General features: G+C 34.1%; 19 protein-coding genes and 1 tRNA gene. 6 read left to right on the forward strand and 14 right to left on the reverse strand.

The genetic code is table 11. The annotated features are described in order from the left end of the window. Positions 1-39 precede the first annotated feature (39 nt). Positions 40-501, forward strand: coding sequence for a hypothetical protein (locus SO785_RS05460; protein WP_003546471.1), 462 nt, complete (start codon positions 40-42; stop codon positions 499-501). Positions 502-503: 2 nt separating this feature from the next. Here the strand turns inward: SO785_RS05460 and SO785_RS05465 are convergent, their stop codons facing one another. Both SO785_RS05465 and recX read right to left on the reverse strand, forming a co-directional pair. Continuing rightward, complete coding sequence (locus tag SO785_RS05465) at positions 504-980, reverse strand: hypothetical protein (protein ID WP_011254210.1); 477 nt, start codon at positions 978-980, stop codon at positions 504-506. 9 nt (positions 981-989) lie between these two features. Further along, positions 990-1802, reverse strand: a complete 813-nt coding sequence (recX, locus tag SO785_RS05470) for a recombination regulator RecX (protein ID WP_003546469.1) — start codon at positions 1800-1802, stop codon at positions 990-992. 125 nt (positions 1803-1927) lie between these two features. On the opposite strand from recX, the gene rlmD reads away from it, so the two are divergent. Beyond that, entirely contained in the window at positions 1928-3310 is a 1383-nt protein-coding gene (gene rlmD, locus SO785_RS05475; RefSeq protein ID WP_003546467.1) for a 23S rRNA (uracil(1939)-C(5))-methyltransferase RlmD, read from the forward strand. A gap of 423 nt (positions 3311-3733) precedes the next feature. Here rlmD and SO785_RS05480 read toward each other — a convergent pair whose 3' ends face one another. Further along, positions 3734-4651, reverse strand: coding sequence for an alpha/beta hydrolase (locus tag SO785_RS05480; RefSeq protein ID WP_003546465.1), 918 nt, complete (start codon positions 4649-4651; stop codon positions 3734-3736). A gap of 133 nt (positions 4652-4784) precedes the next feature. Here SO785_RS05480 and SO785_RS05485 point away from each other — a divergent pair, with 133 nt between their 5' ends. Next, the gene (locus tag SO785_RS05485) at positions 4785-5069 is read left to right on the forward strand and encodes a hypothetical protein (RefSeq protein WP_003546463.1); all 285 of its coding nucleotides are present in this window, start codon (positions 4785-4787) and stop codon (positions 5067-5069) included. 34 nt (positions 5070-5103) lie between these two features. Here the strand turns inward: SO785_RS05485 and SO785_RS05490 are convergent, their stop codons facing one another. The 6 genes from SO785_RS05490 to map form a co-directional block, all read right to left on the reverse strand. Next, entirely contained in the window at positions 5104-6267 is a 1164-nt protein-coding gene (locus tag SO785_RS05490) for a hydroxymethylglutaryl-CoA synthase (protein WP_003546460.1), read from the reverse strand. Continuing rightward, positions 6268-7479 carry a hydroxymethylglutaryl-CoA reductase gene (locus SO785_RS05495; protein ID WP_021874049.1) on the reverse strand — a complete coding sequence of 404 codons (1212 nt, stop codon included), beginning with the start codon at positions 7477-7479 and terminating at the stop codon, positions 6268-6270. After that, positions 7479-8636: a thiolase family protein gene (locus tag SO785_RS05500; protein WP_003546457.1), complete on the reverse strand. Its 1158-nt coding sequence runs from the start codon at positions 8634-8636 to the stop codon at positions 7479-7481. The genes SO785_RS05495 and SO785_RS05500 overlap by 1 nt, the downstream gene beginning before the upstream one ends. Positions 8637-8745: 109 nt before the next feature. Beyond that, positions 8746-9648 (reverse strand): UTP--glucose-1-phosphate uridylyltransferase GalU, encoded by a 903-nt coding sequence (galU, locus tag SO785_RS05505; protein WP_003546456.1) that lies wholly within the window; start codon positions 9646-9648, stop codon positions 8746-8748. A 59-nt stretch (positions 9649-9707) separates the two neighbouring features. Then, on the reverse strand, positions 9708-10634 hold the full coding sequence (locus tag SO785_RS05510; protein ID WP_003546451.1) for a YihY/virulence factor BrkB family protein: 927 nt from the start codon (positions 10632-10634) through the stop codon (positions 9708-9710). An 8-nt stretch (positions 10635-10642) separates the two neighbouring features. Beyond that, positions 10643-11470, reverse strand: coding sequence for a type I methionyl aminopeptidase (map, locus tag SO785_RS05515; protein ID WP_011254208.1), 828 nt, complete (start codon positions 11468-11470; stop codon positions 10643-10645). 143 nt (positions 11471-11613) lie between these two features. Between map and SO785_RS05520 the strand changes: the two genes are divergently transcribed. Together SO785_RS05520 and SO785_RS05525 are read left to right on the forward strand one after the other, a co-directional pair. Beyond that, the gene (locus SO785_RS05520; protein ID WP_003546448.1) at positions 11614-12060 is read left to right on the forward strand and encodes a flavodoxin domain-containing protein; all 447 of its coding nucleotides are present in this window, start codon (positions 11614-11616) and stop codon (positions 12058-12060) included. Continuing rightward, positions 12053-12577, forward strand: coding sequence for a GtrA family protein (locus tag SO785_RS05525; RefSeq protein ID WP_003546446.1), 525 nt, complete (start codon positions 12053-12055; stop codon positions 12575-12577). Before SO785_RS05520 ends, SO785_RS05525 begins: the two co-directional genes overlap by 8 nt. A gap of 12 nt (positions 12578-12589) precedes the next feature. Here the strand turns inward: SO785_RS05525 and wecB are convergent, their stop codons facing one another. Continuing rightward, complete coding sequence (gene wecB / locus SO785_RS05530; protein ID WP_011254207.1) at positions 12590-13732, reverse strand: non-hydrolyzing UDP-N-acetylglucosamine 2-epimerase; 1143 nt, start codon at positions 13730-13732, stop codon at positions 12590-12592. Between the two features lie 104 nt (positions 13733-13836). Here wecB and SO785_RS05535 point away from each other — a divergent pair, with 104 nt between their 5' ends. Next, positions 13837-14025, forward strand: coding sequence for a hypothetical protein (locus tag SO785_RS05535; RefSeq protein WP_021721293.1), 189 nt, complete (start codon positions 13837-13839; stop codon positions 14023-14025). Between the two features lie 50 nt (positions 14026-14075). Here the strand turns inward: SO785_RS05535 and SO785_RS05540 are convergent. The 4 genes from SO785_RS05540 to SO785_RS05555 all read right to left on the reverse strand — a co-directional run bounded on the left by SO785_RS05540 (position 14076) and on the right by SO785_RS05555 (position 17462). Continuing rightward, positions 14076-14148 (reverse strand) — tRNA-Arg (locus SO785_RS05540). A 49-nt stretch (positions 14149-14197) separates the two neighbouring features. Continuing rightward, positions 14198-15523, reverse strand: a complete 1326-nt coding sequence (locus SO785_RS05545; protein WP_021874048.1) for a PTS sugar transporter subunit IIC — start codon at positions 15521-15523, stop codon at positions 14198-14200. Further along, a complete protein-coding gene (locus SO785_RS05550) occupies positions 15520-16758 on the reverse strand; it encodes a DEAD/DEAH box helicase (RefSeq protein ID WP_003546440.1) in 1239 nt (412 codons plus the stop codon). The genes SO785_RS05545 and SO785_RS05550 overlap by 4 nt, the downstream gene beginning before the upstream one ends. Further along, complete coding sequence (locus tag SO785_RS05555) at positions 16758-17462, reverse strand: GH25 family lysozyme (protein WP_003546437.1); 705 nt, start codon at positions 17460-17462, stop codon at positions 16758-16760. Before SO785_RS05555 ends, SO785_RS05550 begins: the two co-directional genes overlap by 1 nt. Between the last annotated feature and the right edge of the window lie 77 nt (positions 17463-17539).

Here is a 17539-nt window from a genome sequence, read left to right on the forward strand (position 1 = left end):
ATGTTAAAATAGCACATAAGACTATAGGAGGTAAGACCAATGAAAAAAAGCCATGTCTTGCTTGTTTTTACATTTTTATTACTTATTCCATATGTATGCAGCTTATTAATCATAGGAATAGGCTACAATGCGCTGGTACTACATTCAGCTGAACTATATCGCACAATCATTGGTGCATTAGTTGGCTCAATTATTATGTTTGCAGTAAAAGCAACTATTCAGCGTCCAGTTGACTTGTTAGCAATGCAGACTAACGATGGTTTATTGAAACAACTTTTACGTTTTTTCAGTATCCGTCGTCGTTACTTTTTATTATTTGCTAATATCGTTTTGGATTTTATTCTTTGTTTTGCTTCAACTTACTTAGTTCGCTGGGCATTAACTTTAGATCAAATAGTAGGCAACTCAATTGGATTTGTACTATTGATTATGTTTGTGTCAACTTGTCTTGGAGCTTATGTCGAATACGATAACTTATCTATAGATCCTAAACAGCATTAAATTTATTCACTGACTTTTAAGTATAAATCTTGGGTCAGTTTTTTTGTATCCATATCAAGATCCCAGGTAACATATGGAGTCTCGCTATCACCGATATTTTGGTAAACTTCAATACCCTCTGAAACTATTTTATGGATAAATTCAGGCATAGTACCATTTAATGGTAAATTAAAGAATACCAAATTTTGATTTTCTTGTTCTATTTCTGCTACTTCTGCTTTAGGTAATTCAAATTTCATTAAACCTGTAGGCACTTCAATATCATCAACTAAAACGCCATACCAATACATGAAGTTTTCAGGCCCGAAAACAACCATTACTGTACGCTTGTTTTCCAAATTATTATCTGCTAAAAATTTTTGGAAAACTTCATCATTTTCCATTTGTTGATTAACTTCTGTAAAACTTTTTTGTTCATCCATCATTGCATCTGGAAATGGACGACCGACAAATAATTTCTTCTTGATATTCTTTTTCATTTTTTCTCCTTAATATTCAGCTAACTCATCTAGATCAATTATTTCACCATTTAAAAATGCGTCAATCTCACTGGATGAAAAGCCATGACCATACAAATACTTTTTTATTTTAAACTTACGCTCAGCTTCATCAAAACGACGAAAACGTTTATAGGCTTTAATCCCTTGTTTTCTTAAAGCTTCATTTTGGATATCTTCATCCTCTTCAATTTCTAAAGCAGAAATAACTTCATTACTAATTTCGCTATTAAAACCATGCGTCAAGAGCTTAGTCCTCATTTTCCGCTCTAACTCTCGTCTTGATATTTTACCTATTTGATTAAGCAGTGATTTAACAATTCGATTTCCAACTAAGATCCAATCAGCATCACTAACTTCAGTAAGTTCATTTTGACCAATCGCTGGATCTACACCTTTTTGAGTTAATTTACGCAATAAATTTTTAGGACCGTCTGTTCCAATTTGCAAATCATTTTTAATAAACAATTTAGCATATTGCACATCATCCAAATATCCTAATTCATTCAGCTGACCTACAGCATTATTCGCTGCCTCATCTGAAATATCATGCTTTTTTAAATATTGCAATACTTCAAAGATAGTTCGAGGTTCGTAACTCAAATAATGCGCTGCAAGATCACTAGCTTTAGCATCAGCATCAAATTGTCTAATTTCTTCAACTTCTTCAGCATTTAATTCTTTTCCTTTTAAAAGAACAAACTCTGCAACGGTCTTTTCGCTAGCAGAAAAAGCATATTTGTTATCCAAAAAGATATTATAACGACCTTGTCGTCGTTGTGCACTAATTTTAGTTATCAGCATTAAAATTCACCTCGCAAAGTTTCTCAGTTACATGCTAGCAAATTTTTTAAATCCTTGCTAAGAACTTTTTTCACGTAGTACAATTAATAACAATGTAATTAGTTTATAGTAGAAAGAATAAGGTAATGAATAGAAAATTTACTAAAAATAAACAAAAAAACGAAAAAAATGTCATTATTACCGTTAAACGTTTAGGTATTAACGGTGAAGGAATTGGTTACTATAAAAAGAAGATCATCTTTATTCCGGGTGCACTACCTGATGAAGTAGTTGTAGCTAAAATTATTAAAGATTATCCTCACTATATCCAAGGTGAACTTGTTCGTATCAAAGAAAAGAGTCCAGACCGTGTTGACTTCCCAGAAGGTGTAGATCCAGAAATTGGCGGACTAGAGCTAGCTCATTTATCTTATGATAAGCAACTTGAATTTAAGCGGAATAACGTACTTGAGTCTCTTAAAAAATATCATCCACGGGGTTATGCAAAATACAAAGTTAAGAAAACTATTCCCGCCCCAAATCCATGGCATTACCGTAATAAAGCCCAATATCAAATTGAGAATTTGCATGGTAAGACTAAGTTAGGTCTTTTTGCTCCAAATTCACACCGTTTGATTGATTTACCAAAAATGCCTACTCAAAGTGAAGATACACAAAAAGTAGAACGTGAAATTAAAGTTTTAATTGATAAACTTCATGTTCCTATTGCCAACTATCGTCGCCACTTACCAGGTATTAAAACTGTGGTTGTTCGTCAATCTGAAGCAACTAAAGAAATTCAAGTTACTTTGATTACCATTGACCACAAAATCAAAAATTTAATGCCACTTGCTAAAGAAATCATGAAGTTAGATCATGTTGTGAGTGTTTACCAAAATGAAACTGAATGGCAAAATCCTCAAGTTTGGGGAAATAAGACAGAAAAACTTCTGGGTAAAAATCAAATCACAGAAGAAATTTTAGACAAGAAGTTTGCTTTATCACCTCGGGCATTCTTCCAACTTAACCCTGTCCAAACAGTTAACCTTTATTCAGAAGCATTAAAGTACTTAGACCTTTCACCTGACCAAACTTTAATTGATGCATATAGTGGCGTGGGTACCCTTGGTATCCTAGCAGCTGATCGCGTTAAACAAGTAATCGGAATTGAAACTATTCCTGAAGCAGTAAAAGACGCTGAACATAATGTTAAACTTAACCATATTAAAAATGCCAATTACATTCAAGGCAGCACTGAAAAGATTTTGCCAGAATTGCAAAATAATGGTGTACCAATTGATGCATTAATCGTAGATCCACCAAGAACTGGTTTAGCTAAGAGTCTTATCAAAACAATTTTACGTGTTAAACCACAAACTTTTGTATATATCTCATGTAATCCATCAACACTTGCTCAAGATTTAGTCTTGCTCAGCGAAGCATACGATGTTCGCGTAATCCAAAATGTTGATATGTTACCTCAAACACCACGTTGTGAAGCAATCGCTAAGTTAGTTTTACGTAAATAAAATATTAAGCAAAGAACTGGAATATTCCAGTTCTTTTATTTATCAAAAAAAGCAACTGCTAGACAATTCTGTCTAATAGCAGTTGCTAATCAAGTGGATCAGGTAGCTCATCAATTTGATAGTCACGATTTTTAGTTGTTTGGTATGTACTTAAAACAATGGCATCATCGCAACCAATATTAACATTCACTTGTTCGGGTCTTTACATAAAACGTAACTTTTTAATGAATTGGATTTTTTTGCGAACAGCCACTGATAATTTGAATATAACTAAATGATTTATGGCTGACACCTCTACATATAGAGAATCTTTTAAGTTTCCAATAATACAATTCTGGAGATAAAAACTTACATATTTTGTTAATTTTATTTCTACCTCGTCCACAATATTTATTATATCCGCTTATGTAACCGCTTGCAACATTAATGAACATATTTATCTAAAAAAGCTTTTATTTGTTTGCGATATTCTGTTTTATACATCGGATATGACAAGGCATGCCCAGCTAATGGAGCGATCCATATTTCCTTTGGACCATTACTTGCCTGATAGTTTTCATAAGCCATTTTAGTAGGGACAAAATGATCCTTGCCACCATGAATAAATAAAAATGGCCGGTTATTTTTACTTAATTGATTAGCCGATGAAGCTTTGCCTAAGAAAAAACCGTTTTTCAATTTATTAATACCACTAACAGTTTCAATCAAAGGTGTTTGAATTATCTTGGGAATGCTAAATAAATTACCTGCTTGGTATTTTATTTCTTCTTTTACATTACTATAACCACAATCTTCAATAAAAGCTTTAACTTGCTTTGGTAATTTCATCCCACTGACCATCATGATTGTAGCACCGCCCATACTTTGACCCATTATTACAATCTTCGAATCTGCTCCATTTTTTTGAATTATTTCATTAATCCATTTAGCAATATCTTCTTTTTCAACCCAGCCATAGCCAATATATTGGCCTTCACTTTTGCCCTGAGCACGTGCATCAGGTAAAAGTACATTATAGCCAAAATCATAAAACATCTTGGCAAAACCCCCCATACTATCGCTATCACTCATGAAACCATGCAATAAAATTACAGTTTTATTGGAATGATGATCTAAATATTGAGCACATAAAGTTAAATTATTAGTATTCAAATGCCATTCCTGTTTGGGAAAATTTTTAAACCATAATTTTTCACGATATAGCGAATCTTTAGGTGATATTTTTTTAGAATCTGGCTTTTTCTTATAAGGTGTCATGGCATATTTAAAAAAATACTCTCCAGCTGCAATTAGACCAATACCTGCACCTGTAATCAATGATAGTAATACTTTTTTCTTCATTTTGCACTTCCAATATTCTTAAATACTAATTCTTATTCCTTTATTTTTAAAACATGCGTTTGATATAATTAACAAGATAGCTAGAACACACGTGCTAAAAATTAATTATTACCAATGTTTATTATACTTAAAAATGCGTTTAACAGACTTATTACAACTTATTAATGATTTAAATACTAATACTAAGTTTTATCTTAAAATCAATGAACAAATTTTACCTTGGGGTAAATTGACTATTGAAAACGATAAATGTCTTCTCTACCCGGGTAAAATTGCGATGACCAAAAATAAATTAATTAAATTAGTAGCTCATATCCACGGTCGTGGCATCCCTTTAAGAGTTAAAGTAAATGAACAAGAAATACCTCTTTTTGGCTTACAAATCAGAGAAGATTCCAGAACCGCCGTACTAATGTAAAATGAGTTTGGAAAAATCCAAACTCATTTTTGCTTTATTTAACTTTGTATTGACGAACATGGCCTTGCGTACCGGCAAAATACCAAGTACCTTCTTTATCATCACTTTCCAGTACTACACCATCTTCTGGATCTTCTAATGCAGTATTGAAGACATCTTCATACTCTGAAATAGTTAACTTCTTACGGTGATCAAGCATTGCTTGATCCTTAATTTGATCTATTTCTTTTTCATAGCCTTCAACTAAACTACCGCTGTAAAATTCACCCATAGCCCCTGAACCATAAGAGAATAAACCTATTAATGATCCTGCTGCTAAATTACCATTTTCTAATAAACTAAGTAAGCTCATGTATAAAGAAGCAGTATAAATATTACCTACACGACGAGACAATTGCTTAGAAGCTTCAAAACTAGTTTCTAAGTTTTCTGTTACAGCTTGATCTTGATCCTCAACTGCAATTCTATTTGCCTTAAGTCCCATCTTAGTAAACGGCAAATGGTAAACAATGGCATCAAAAGCACTAGTTTCTAAGTTTTTTTGCTTCTTGTAATCATTGAAAGTCTTCTTAAAGAAGTCTAAATATACTTGAGTGGAATATTTACCATCAACCATAGCAACACGAGAAGCATTGGGACGCCAGAAATCATTAATATCTTCACTATATGCACTATGACCATCATTTAAAGCAAGGATCTTTGGATCTGCCTTAATTAACATACTTACACTACCAGCGCCTTGCGTTACTTCGCCCCCAGTATTAACACCATAACGTGCAATATCACTACCAATTACAATTGCAGTTTGATCAGGATGAACTCTAACAAAGTCTCTAGCAATCATTACAGCCGCAGTTAGCCCAAAGCAAGCTTCCTTAACTTCAAAAGTTCTAACTTCAGGCTTTAATTTTAAAGCAGTTTTTACAAATAATGACGCAGATTTTGATTGATCGATTCCACTTTCTGTACCTAAAACGAGCAACCCAACCTTATCTTTATCAATGCGGTCAATATATTTCATTGTAGCGTTAATTCCCATTGAAACTGCGTCTTGAGTTTGATCGGCTACACTCATTTCACTTTGACCAATCCCAATTAAAAACTTATTGGGATCTTGATTTCTAGCATGTGCTAGGTCCACCATATCTACATATTTATTTGGTGTAAAAAGTCCAATCTTATCAATTCCTACTTGCATTTAATTACCCTCTCTAATTTCTTGTAAAATTTCTCTAGCATGGCTTTCAGAATACTTCTTTTCCTCAATCATTCTACCCAAAACCTGCTTTTTTTCCCGCTCACTTGCATTAAGTTCAGCAACAAAATTACGAGCTTGGAGTTTCATGTGACCTGCTTGAATGCCTACAGTCGAAATAGCTAATAAAGCAGCTAAATTATTAGCTAACCCAATTCCAACTATAATTTCACCCAAAGTTTTACTATCAACATTTTTCCCTAAAATTGCAAAACTTTGTTGGACATCTTTTCGTGCTTTAATCGAACCACCGACAACGCCAATTGCCATTGGCAAAGTCAATTCGCCTATTAACATGTTATTTTCCATTGTCCATTTAGACAAACTACGATAATGTCCATCTTGATTTGCCAGTACTGCAGCTGCACTTTCAATTGCACGATAATCATTGCCAGTAGCTAGCAAAACAGCATCCACGCCGTTCATAATTCCTTTGTTATTAGTAACTGCACGATACACGTTTTCATAGCCAATTTTACTTAATAGTGCAACTCTTTCAGCAACTTTCAAACCACCAATTGTATTTGGATCTATTTTTACTTTTGCCTTAGTTAATTGACTAGGATAGTTCGACAAAATAGCAAAAAGTTTTTCTTCTACACCTGCAAATTGTTTTAACTTTCTTCCCAAAAATTCCAGAATTGAATTAGTTTTATTGGCTCCCATTGCTTCTGCAGGATCAACCAATACCTTAAGATAAACTAGATTTTCTTTTTGATCAGCAGAGATAGTTCTAGTTCCGCCACCATGTTTAATTAAACTAACAAATTCCTGATTAGCTAAATCAATTAATTTTGGAATTTTATTATTTAAATTAGACAAAGAGAACTCATCATTTACTTTTAAAACAATTTGACCATAAATTCCTGTCCGCATGCTTTGTGCAAAAATTCCACCATTTTTGGCAAAAATACTTGCACCATGATTAGCAGCAGCTACAACCGACGGCTCTTCCACTGCCATTGGCACCCAGAATTCACGACCATTCACATGTAATTGTTGAACAACACCTAATGGTAAGCGCAATTGGCCAATCACATTTTCACTTAATTCATCTAAGCGATTAAGCACTTCTTCATTAATTTTTTCTAATTTAATTCCTTCAGCTTGTAAAAGTTCTCGTCTTTGTTCAGGCTTTAATTGATAAAACTTCATTACACGTTCTCGATTTCATAAGCAATTGCTTGACCACCACCAATACATAGAGTGACTAAAGCCAACTTGCCATCATTATTTTTCAATCCATTAACTGCTGTACTAATCAAACGAGTACCCGTCGCACCTAATGGGTGACCAAGAGAAATTGCTCCTCCCATGATATTTAACTTATCCATCGGAATTTCTAAGTCTCGTGCAACTGGAATACTTTGTGCTGCAAAAGCTTCATTTAATTCAATTAGATCATAGTCATTAATTGAACGACCAGTTTTGGCTAATAGCTTCTTTACAGCAAAGTAAGGGGTATATCCCATATATGCAGGATCAAAACCGGCTTCCGCAAAATCACCTAATTTAGCAACAGGAGTTAAATCTAATTCTTCCATCTTTTCTTTAGTAGCCAAAATCACCATGCTGGCACCGTCAGTAAGAGGTGAAGCATTTCCGGCTGTTACTTGACCATCTTCTTTAAATACTGGCTTCAAATTACCCAATGCTTCTAAGCTAGTGCCTGGACGAATTGGTTCATCGTGATCCAATACTTGACCATCAATCTCAACATCCAAAATTTCATTTTTTAACAAACCAGCTTCAGTAGCTTTAGCAGCCTTTTGATGTGATGCTAAACTAAATTTATCCATTTCTTCACGCGAAACATTATATTTTTCTGCAACATTTTCTGCAGTAATTCCCATGTGCTTACCTGAAAAAGCATCCATTAGACCGTCATTAAGCATTGTACTGGTCATCTTCTCTGGATTATCTTTATCTTCTTTATTGATAAAATATGGTGCACGAGTCATACTCTCGCTTCCACCAACGGCTACTAAATCAAGATCTCCCATCTCCATTTGACCTTGTGCGAGTCGGACGGCCTTTAAACTCGATCCACAAACTTCATTAATTGTAACTGCAGCAGAGCTTTCCTTCATTCCCGAATAAAGAGCAACTTGACGAGCCATATTTTCACCAAGTCCTGTTTCTAAAACATTTCCCATAAATAAAGCTTGCACATCTTCAGGATTAATTCCACTTGCTTTTAAAGTTCCTTTAAGTGCCATTACTCCCATATCAACTGCAGAAGCGTCTTTAAAAAAACCACGGTATTTGCCAAAAGGGGTTCTTTTAGCAGCGACAATATAAATATCTTTCATAATATCCCTCTACATATGTAAATTTTGACAAATATGATAATAACAAAAAAATATTAAGGATTATATAAAAAGACTACGCAAATGCGTAGCCTTTCAATAATTTAACTAATTATTTATTTTTTCGCTTATCTTCAGCTTCAAATTTTTTGCCTAAGCGTTGAATATATTCACGCAATTGATCTTTAATTTCTGGATGCTTTAAACCATATTCAATTGAAGTTTCAAGATATCCTTCTTTGTTACCAACATCATGACGTTCACCCTTAAAGACATGGGCAAATACACGTTGAGTCTTATTCATTGTATCAATGGCATCAGTTAATTGGATTTCTCCACCACGACCTGGTTTTTGATTTGCTAAAATTTCAAAAATTTCAGGCATTAACAAATAGCGGCCAATAATTGCATAGTCACTTGGTGCCTTGTCAACATCTGGTTTTTCGACAAATGACTTAACGTTAATTAAACCAGGTAAAATTTCATTTTCTGGTTCGATAACACCATATTTTGATACTTCTTCATGTGGTACTGGCATAACAGCAATAGTTGAGGCATGAGTCTTGTTGTATCGATCAATTAATTGCTTAGTTAATGGAACTTTGTCGTCCATCAAATCATCACCAAGCATAACTACAAAAGGTTCATCTCCAACAAAACTACGGGCACGATAAATTGCATCTCCAAGGCCTGCTGGATGAGGTTGTCTAGTGTAATATAAGTTAACACCCAAATTAGTAATTCCCTGAGTTAATTCAAGAAGTTCATCTTTCCCTTTTTCCTTCAAATCCTGTTCTAGTTCAGGATTTGCATCAAAATGGTCTTCAATTGGGCGCTTATTTTTACCAATAATAATCAGGATATCTTCAATTCCAGATTTTTTAGCTTCTTCAACAATAAATTGAATTGTTGGCTTATCAACAATTGGTAACATTTCTTTTGGCAAAGCTTTAGTTGCAGGTAAGAATCTAGTACCTAACCCAGCTGCAGGAATAATAGCTTTTCTTACTTTCATATATATACACTTTCTTTTTCAACTTATATTTAAGATCATAATAGCAAATTTTTAGATTCTCATCTACTTTGTTTTTTTCTTTTGTTTTGAATATAGTTAGCAATTCGACCAGCAGAATACTCTAACTCTCCTACTCGGTTATGGATAATAGCCGCATTAACTGCCACTCCAAAAAGAAATAAAAATGCAGCTATATTAAGCCAAAGCATGAAGATAATAAATGTCCCCACAATACCATAGTTTTCCCATGTAATTGGAAAATGATGGAGATAAAAACTAAATAAAAATGATAACGCCAGCCAACCAATAACTGTTGCAAATACACCTGGCCAAACTACTCGTTTTTTTAGTTTGATGTTTGGTAATACATAATTTAAGTAAAAGACCGCCAAAACCATCATTAACAATACAACCGGATAACGATAACTAAAGACTCGACTAATTTCTTCTACAGGTAAATTAGTAATCGGCTTTAAGAAATTTAATACCTGTTGGCCAAATACCAAGACAATACTTGCAAAAGTAAAGATAATAATCATTAATGCAGTAAATACCACAGTAATAACTCTTGTCCAAATAAAATTAATAATTGATAACCTTAACTCGATCTGATGCACACCATACAATCGATTTTCGCCTAAACGAATTGCATTTACTAAATTAGAGAACGACCAAATTGCAAGCACAATACCAAAAGACATATAACCCGTTGAAGTTGTTTTTAAAAGGGAATTAACAATAGGCATTATAAAACTAGACACCTGATCAGGAAAAACGATATTAAGGTACTTAGCAATTGGTGCAGTATCAATATGGAATAAAGGTAATACATTTCCAATAATAATGATAATTGGAAAAATAGAAAATAAAATGTAATAGGCAATTATAATCGAACTATCGAATATTTCTCCTTGTGAAAGAGTTGTTCGCAACGTAAGAATGAATTGAACAAATTTATTCTTTAGTTGATTTTCTTTTTTCTCCATTAAAAAACCTAGTCATCCATTTCATCAAAGTGTGGGATGTACTTTTCTAAGCCATCATAAGGACGTTGTAAAGTTAAAATCTTAGGACCATCTTTAGTAATAGCAAAAGTATGTTCAAACTGTGCAGCATTTGAACCATCTGGAGTTGCGTAATATACCCAATCATCGTTTGGATCATCAACTGTTCTTTGATCAATATGCCAGTCTCCACCAGCTTCTACCATTGGTTCACAAGTAATAGTCATACCTTCACGAAGACGAAGACCATGACCAGCTTTACCCCAGTGAGGAACTTCCGGATCTTCGTGAATTGAAGGTTGAATACCATGACCAATTAATTCACGAACGTCACCATAATGATTTTCTACTTCAACATAATGTTGAATTGCAGCACCAATGTCACCAATACGGTTACCCAAAACAGCTTGATCGATTCCAAGATACATTGCCTTCTTAGTTACTTCAATCAACTTCTTATCAGCTTCTGAAATTTTACCTACTGGGTAAGTAGTACAAGAATCTGATTCATAGCCATTCAAGTTGCAAGTAACATCAACCTTAACGATGTCGCCCTCCTTTAAGATACGATCTTTTCTTGGGGTTTGGTGAGCAATTTCATCATTAACTGAAATACAAGTACCATATTTGTAGCCTTCAAAACCTTGTTCTGAAAGACGACCACCACGACTTTTAACAAAATCTTGACAAAATTCTTCAATTTCCCAAGTTGAAATTCCTGGTTTGATAACATCACGTAAGCCTTCAAACATTGTTGCAAGAAGATGGCCTGAAGCTTGCATACCTTTAAGTTCACGAATTGATTTAATTGTAATCAAAATAATTTCTCCTTTATAATTATTCTCCCTATTATTATAACGTTTTAATGAATATTTTTAAAAGTTTATCAAAACTGAGAGAAAAATTCACGGTTTCATGTATAATAGGGTGTCGTATAATGCAGTGAAAGGTATGAAAAATCATGAAAGCAAGAATTGTCTATGCCAGTATGACTGGTAACGATGAAGATATGGCAGATATATTAGAAGAAGATCTTCAAGATTATGGTTTCGATGTTGAAACTAGTGATGTTGGTTTCACTGACGCAAGCGATTATTTAGACAGTGATATTTGTATTTTCATTACTTATACTTATGGTGAAGGTGCAATGACTGATGAACTTGCGGATTTTTACGAAGAATTAAAGAAATTAGATCTTAGCGGTAAATATTTTGCGGTAATGGGCTCAGGCGACAAAACATACGGAGAACATTACTGTGAGAATGTTTTTGATTTTGAAAAAGCGTTTTTGGATTGTCATGCAACTGAAATTACTAAACCTGTAACTATCGAAAATGCTCCAGATGATGACGCTATCGATTTGATCGATAACGCCGCAAAGGAAATGGCCGATAAGCTAAATGACTAAAAATAAAAAAGAAATTACTGCTACCGATCAAGCTCAAATTCGTAAATTAGGTCAAAAATTACTCAAACGACACCGAAATTTATGGGTATACATGATTTTCGGTTTTATTGCAGCGCTTATTAACACAGTTGTGTTCATGATTTTACACTCATGGTGGCATAATGTAATGGTTATTTCTAATACCATTGCTTTCATTGTGTCAAATTTAGCCTCTTTTTATTTTAATCAAAAAGCCGTTTTTATTAATAATGTCGATCATGATCACAGTACTTGGCATAAGTTAATTGTCTTTTTTACGTATCGTGTAATTAGTCTGATTCCTGATACCTTAATTATGCTTGTTGGTCTATCCTGGCTTCATTTAAATGCTTTACTTGTCAAGATTATAGACCAAGTACTAGTCGGCGTTTTCAACTACCTTACTACTAGATCCGTATTTCAAAAGCAAGAACACACTATGATCGAACGCGCAAAAATGCGCATTCAAGAACAAAAAAATAAAAGAAGCGACAAATAAGTCGCTTCTTTTTTATTCAAAATCTTTAGGTTTGATTACGGTATCTCTATTGAAGTAGTAATAAATTGCATTCATGATTCGATCGCTGGCATGACCATCTCCATATGGATTCTTGGCATTAGCCATCTTGTCATATGCTTCTTTATTTTCAAGCAGTTCAAGCATACTTTCTCTTACCTTATCTACTTCGGTGCCCACTAATTTCAAGGTGCCAGCCTTAACGCCTTCTGGACGTTCAGTAGTATCTCTAAGCACAAGTACCGGTTTACCAAGACTTGGTGCTTCTTCTTGAACGCCACCAGAATCAGTCATAATGAAGTAGCTCCGCTTAGCTAAATTATGAAAATCAACCACATCAAGCGGTTCAATCAAGTGAATACGTGGATCACCTCCGAGTACCTCATTTGCTACTTGTTGTACTTTTGGTGATAAATGGACTGGATAAATAATTTCTACATCATCATGGCTATCGATTACCTGACGCATGACTTTAAATACGCGACGCATAGGTTCGCCCTGATTTTCTCGTCTATGCATTGTCACCAAGATAACTTTATTTCCCGGTTTAATTTCATCTAAAACATCGTGATGATAATCTTTTTGAACAGTTTCATGAAGCGCATCGATAGCTGTATTACCTGTAACAAAAATATTATCTGCTGGATGGTTTTCTTTTAATAAATTTGCCTTGGACACTTCAGTTGGAGCAAAATATAAGTCTGCCAAGTCATCAGTCATTTGACGATTCATCTCTTCAGGGAACGGTGAATATTTATTCCAAGTACGAAGACCGGCTTCTACGTGCCCCAGAGTTGTTTGTTCATAAAAGGTGGCAAGTCCTGCCGCAAAACTAGTTGTAGTATCGCCATGAACTAAAACAATATCAGGCTTTTCTTTCTTAATTACTTTAGCCAAATCAATCATCACTTTAGAAGTAATTTCTTCCAAAGTCTGGTTTTTATGCATGATGTTAAAGTCATAGTCTGGCTTAATTTTAAAAATATCGAGTACCTGATCAAGCATCTCACGGTGCTGCGCTGAAACAACCGTAACTTCTTCAAAACGTTCATCTTGCTTTAATTTTAAAACAAGTGGTGCCATCTTGATTGCTTCTGGTCGGGTACCAAAAACAGTCATTACTTTAATCTTGTTCATAAGTTTCCTCCGATAACTAAACTTAACTATAACCGATTTAACCCTATCTTGCATCAAAATTATGTGCTTTAATAAAATTAAATGTTACGAAAGTTGGATAAAAAATGAATTTAAGTTTATTACTTTTAGTTACAACAGCATTAATCATTGTTATCGGCTGCTTTTGCTTAGTATTCGGTTTAGATAAGTCGAAAGCACCTAAAACCAGAAAATACTTACTCTATACCGCTCTAATATGTGTATTTGTAGTTTGGGGACTTATTACGTTTATAATGCTCAATCCGTTGGGCTAACTAAAAAAGATATTCAATGTTTTGAAAACATTGAATATCTTTTTTCATTATGACCCCGGTGAGATTCGAACTCACCTCTACGGTTTAGGAGACCATTGTTCTATCCAGATGAACTACGGGGTCAAACCTAAGATTAACTTTACCAAACTTTGAGCTAATAGTTAATCTTTTTTTAGAATTGAGTCATAAAAAATTTCTTAGGATTATTATTGGCAATTTTATCAGCCGCAATTACAAAAGGAGTCCAAATAGCAAGTGCTATTAACATATTTATAATACTTAAAACAATTGCTCGCCAATCATAATTACATGCTAAAAACGGTCCAATAATTGGCGGCATTACACTTGGCACGGCTACTTGAACCGGATTAACCAATCCCATGATGCTTACCCAATATGAAAATGCCACGTTAACTACAGGCGTTAACAAAAATGGAATCAAATAAACTGGATTTAACACTACAGGTAAGCCCAACAAAATTGGTTCTCCAATATTAAAAATTCCTGGCGCTAAGGCAATTTTGGCAATTGTACGGTAGTCACTTCTTTTTGAAAAAATCAATATTGCAACAATCAACATTAATGTACCACCGGCGCCTCCAAACCATGCAAATACGTCAAATGAGCCACGTACCCAAACATAAGGGGGAACATGACCATTCTTAATCGCAGTAATATTACCGTTTTGTGCAGTTAGCCAAATTGAATCAAGAATTGGTGATAAAACTCCAAGTCCATTAATTCCAAAGAACCAAAATACCTGAACAAGCAACGTAACCAAAAGCACAGTACCAAGGCCTTGCCCCCATTTAACCAAAGGAAGTTGAATACTATTTAGTAACCAAGTGCCAAAATACTCACCTGTTAAAGTTTGGAACAGATAATTAACACCACCTACACCAAAAATTGCAATCATTGCTGGAATTAGTGAATCAAAAGCGGCTTGCTCTGCATGTGGCATATTAGCGGATAAATGAAGCATTATTCTAGCCTTATAACAAGCCAAATATATTGCAAAACCAATCGATCCAAATAAAATAGCTGTAAATAGACCAGTAGTTGAAAATTGGCTAATATCAAATGCATTTTTTATTGTGACGCTATCACCATGAAATTTAATTTTAGCTACACTAGCAATACTTAATGCAAATGAAGACAGCGAAACAAGTGCCGCTGCTAGCCGATTTCCTTCAAAAGATTTAGCTAATTGATAGCCAAGCGCTAATGCAAAGAAAAAAGCAAATAGCGAAAATGTACCTCGCCATACTAAATTACTAATTGAAACCAATGGCTGCATTGCAAAAGCAAAAGTAGTCCAGCTCAAATGAGTTTGAGCTGCTTCTATTAAGCTCTTAATTAAAACGGCCAATGACCCCGCGATCGTGATTGGCATCAAAGATACAAAAGCATCCCTTAATGCTACCAACCATCTAATCCGTCCCAACCGACTAGCTATAGGTAAAACATAATCTTCTAACCATCTAACTAATCGATTCATTTCTTCACCTTCAAGTAATGTGGATGATAACCCTTATTTTTATTTCGCTTCTTGCGTTTCTTAGATTTAGCAGACTTTTTAGGTTCAGTTATTTTCTTTTTATCTTCTTTATCTTTCTTATCTTTTTTATTTTTAGGCTTCTTCGTTGTTAAATGATAGCCGGCAAAGTATGCTCGCTCAATTTCAACTTGATCTGCTAAAAGTTTTTTCAAATCACGGAAATCATGATCATCACCTAATGTAACAACATATCCTTCCGCATTCATTCTTCCAGTTCGACCAGCGCGATGCATATACGTATTTTGCTCACTAGGAATATCAAAATTAATCACGTATGTTACGCCTGGAATATCAAGCCCACGTGCAGCCAAATCTGTAGCTAAAAGAAGCTTAGTCTTGCCACTAGCTAAGTCACTCAGAGCTTTTTCACGTCTTTGTTTACTAAATTCATTAGCTAGTAGTTCAAACTTAGTTTTAGTATGCCCAAAAATTCCAGCAAAACGCATCATCGTTTTATTTGAATCAAAGAAAAGAATACCTTTAAAATGATCTAATTTTGTCATTCTTTGTAAGAATTCAATTTTATGTTGATTATCAACTTGCAGAAAATAATGCTTAGTAGTTGATTCTTGTTCATTTCTGACATCAACCAAAAGAAAATGTCGATTAAATATTTCTTCGGCATCCTTAGTAATTTCTGAATCAGTTGCACCGAAAAGTAAAACTTGACTATCATGACCCAAGTTTTGACCTAATGATGACAATAATTCAAGCTTAGTAAATTCCAAAATATCGTCTGCTTCATCAATAATCAAAGTCTTGATTTGATTAATCTTAATTCGACCACTTGAAAAGAAATCAAAGAATCTTCCTGGAGTTGCCACAATAACTTCAGGATGCTTTTTCTTTAAGTTATCTTCTTGTCTTTTACGGTTTCCTGCGCCTACTAAACTAGCACCCTTTAAACCCAACACATGAAGATATGGATTAATTGCATGACGAATTTGCACAGCCAATTCAGTAGTAGGTGCAATAATTACAACGCCATTAGCACTGCCCTTTTGAATCTTTTCTAAGCTAGGAATGGCATATGCCAAAGTCTTTCCAGTTCCAGTTTTAGCTAAACCAACTATACTTGCACCATTTTTAATAGCGTCATAAGTTTGTTTTTGAATTAAAGTAGGTTTAGTTTTATGTTCTTTTTGTAAAACTTGTTCTATTTTTTCTTGATACATTATTGTGTTAACTGCCCATATTTCTGTTTATACTGACCAACGGTTCCATTATACGAATACATTGTCACGCCTTTTTCTAGTCCTGCTAAATTTTTCACCCGTCCATTAGTCGTGTAACGCCAAAATGAATATTTCAATTTATTAGGTGATTTTGCATCCGAAGACATAAATTTAGTCTGCGCATCGAAATAATTATGATATTTATAATCAATATTGATAATTACACTCTTACCATGTTTTTCCAACATCCTAGTGAATTGTCCCATTGATCTTAAATATTTCTTGCTTCTACTATTTATCGGTTCAATCAAAATTGGTAGACTTCCAGTATTATTCCCTACCTGACTAAAAAAATAGCGATAATGCTGCAAAGGCGTAGATTCATTACTATAAGTGATCATACTACCAAAAGCAAGTTTTGTTCCCAAAATCTGATCACGATATGACAAATAATTTTCATCAAAATATGATCTACCTTGCGTAGCTTTTAAATAAACAAAAGAGATACCATTTGACTGTAACTTATGCAAATCAACATAATCGACATCTTGATTAAGTTGAATACCAATTGCACTTGAATTAGAGCTAGGCGGCAAAGTTGTTTGCTTTTTCAAATTAAAAAAGCCTATCAAAAGAAAAGCAATTGCCAAAATTAATAAAGTCAAAATTGCTGGCAATGTATATTTATGATGATATCTTTTCATAGCCTTTCCCCCTAACTATTATTTTAACCAAAAAAGTGCTCCATACCAACCTTAGATGATCTATGTGCTAAAATTAA

Source organism: Lactobacillus acidophilus (assembly GCF_034298135.1).
Classification (GTDB): Bacteria; Bacillota; Bacilli; order Lactobacillales; family Lactobacillaceae; genus Lactobacillus; species Lactobacillus acidophilus.

What these genes read in the sequence shown, in the direction of transcription:
- SO785_RS05460 (WP_003546471.1), top strand. Translation starts at nt 40, where the DNA reads ATGAAAAAAAGCCATGTCTTGCTTGTTTTTACATTTTTATTACTTATT.
- SO785_RS05465 (WP_011254210.1), bottom strand. Translation starts at nt 980, where the DNA reads ATGAAAAAGAATATCAAGAAGAAATTATTTGTCGGTCGTCCATTTCCA.
- recX (WP_003546469.1), bottom strand. Translation starts at nt 1,802, where the DNA reads ATGCTGATAACTAAAATTAGTGCACAACGACGACAAGGTCGTTATAAT.
- rlmD (WP_003546467.1), top strand. Translation starts at nt 1,928, where the DNA reads ATGAATAGAAAATTTACTAAAAATAAACAAAAAAACGAAAAAAATGTC.
- SO785_RS05480 (WP_003546465.1), bottom strand. Translation starts at nt 4,651, where the DNA reads ATGAAGAAAAAAGTATTACTATCATTGATTACAGGTGCAGGTATTGGT.
- SO785_RS05485 (WP_003546463.1), top strand. Translation starts at nt 4,785, where the DNA reads ATGCGTTTAACAGACTTATTACAACTTATTAATGATTTAAATACTAAT.
- SO785_RS05490 (WP_003546460.1), bottom strand. Translation starts at nt 6,267, where the DNA reads ATGCAAGTAGGAATTGATAAGATTGGACTTTTTACACCAAATAAATAT.
- SO785_RS05495 (WP_021874049.1), bottom strand. Translation starts at nt 7,479, where the DNA reads ATGAAGTTTTATCAATTAAAGCCTGAACAAAGACGAGAACTTTTACAA.
- SO785_RS05500 (WP_003546457.1), bottom strand. Translation starts at nt 8,636, where the DNA reads ATGAAAGATATTTATATTGTCGCTGCTAAAAGAACCCCTTTTGGCAAA.
- galU (WP_003546456.1), bottom strand. Translation starts at nt 9,648, where the DNA reads ATGAAAGTAAGAAAAGCTATTATTCCTGCAGCTGGGTTAGGTACTAGA.
- SO785_RS05510 (WP_003546451.1), bottom strand. Translation starts at nt 10,634, where the DNA reads ATGGAGAAAAAAGAAAATCAACTAAAGAATAAATTTGTTCAATTCATT.
- SO785_RS05520 (WP_003546448.1), top strand. Translation starts at nt 11,614, where the DNA reads ATGAAAGCAAGAATTGTCTATGCCAGTATGACTGGTAACGATGAAGAT.
- SO785_RS05525 (WP_003546446.1), top strand. Translation starts at nt 12,053, where the DNA reads ATGACTAAAAATAAAAAAGAAATTACTGCTACCGATCAAGCTCAAATT.
- wecB (WP_011254207.1), bottom strand. Translation starts at nt 13,732, where the DNA reads ATGAACAAGATTAAAGTAATGACTGTTTTTGGTACCCGACCAGAAGCA.
- SO785_RS05535 (WP_021721293.1), top strand. Translation starts at nt 13,837, where the DNA reads ATGAATTTAAGTTTATTACTTTTAGTTACAACAGCATTAATCATTGTT.
- SO785_RS05545 (WP_021874048.1), bottom strand. Translation starts at nt 15,523, where the DNA reads ATGAATCGATTAGTTAGATGGTTAGAAGATTATGTTTTACCTATAGCT.
- SO785_RS05550 (WP_003546440.1), bottom strand. Translation starts at nt 16,758, where the DNA reads ATGTATCAAGAAAAAATAGAACAAGTTTTACAAAAAGAACATAAAACT.
- SO785_RS05555 (WP_003546437.1), bottom strand. Translation starts at nt 17,462, where the DNA reads ATGAAAAGATATCATCATAAATATACATTGCCAGCAATTTTGACTTTA.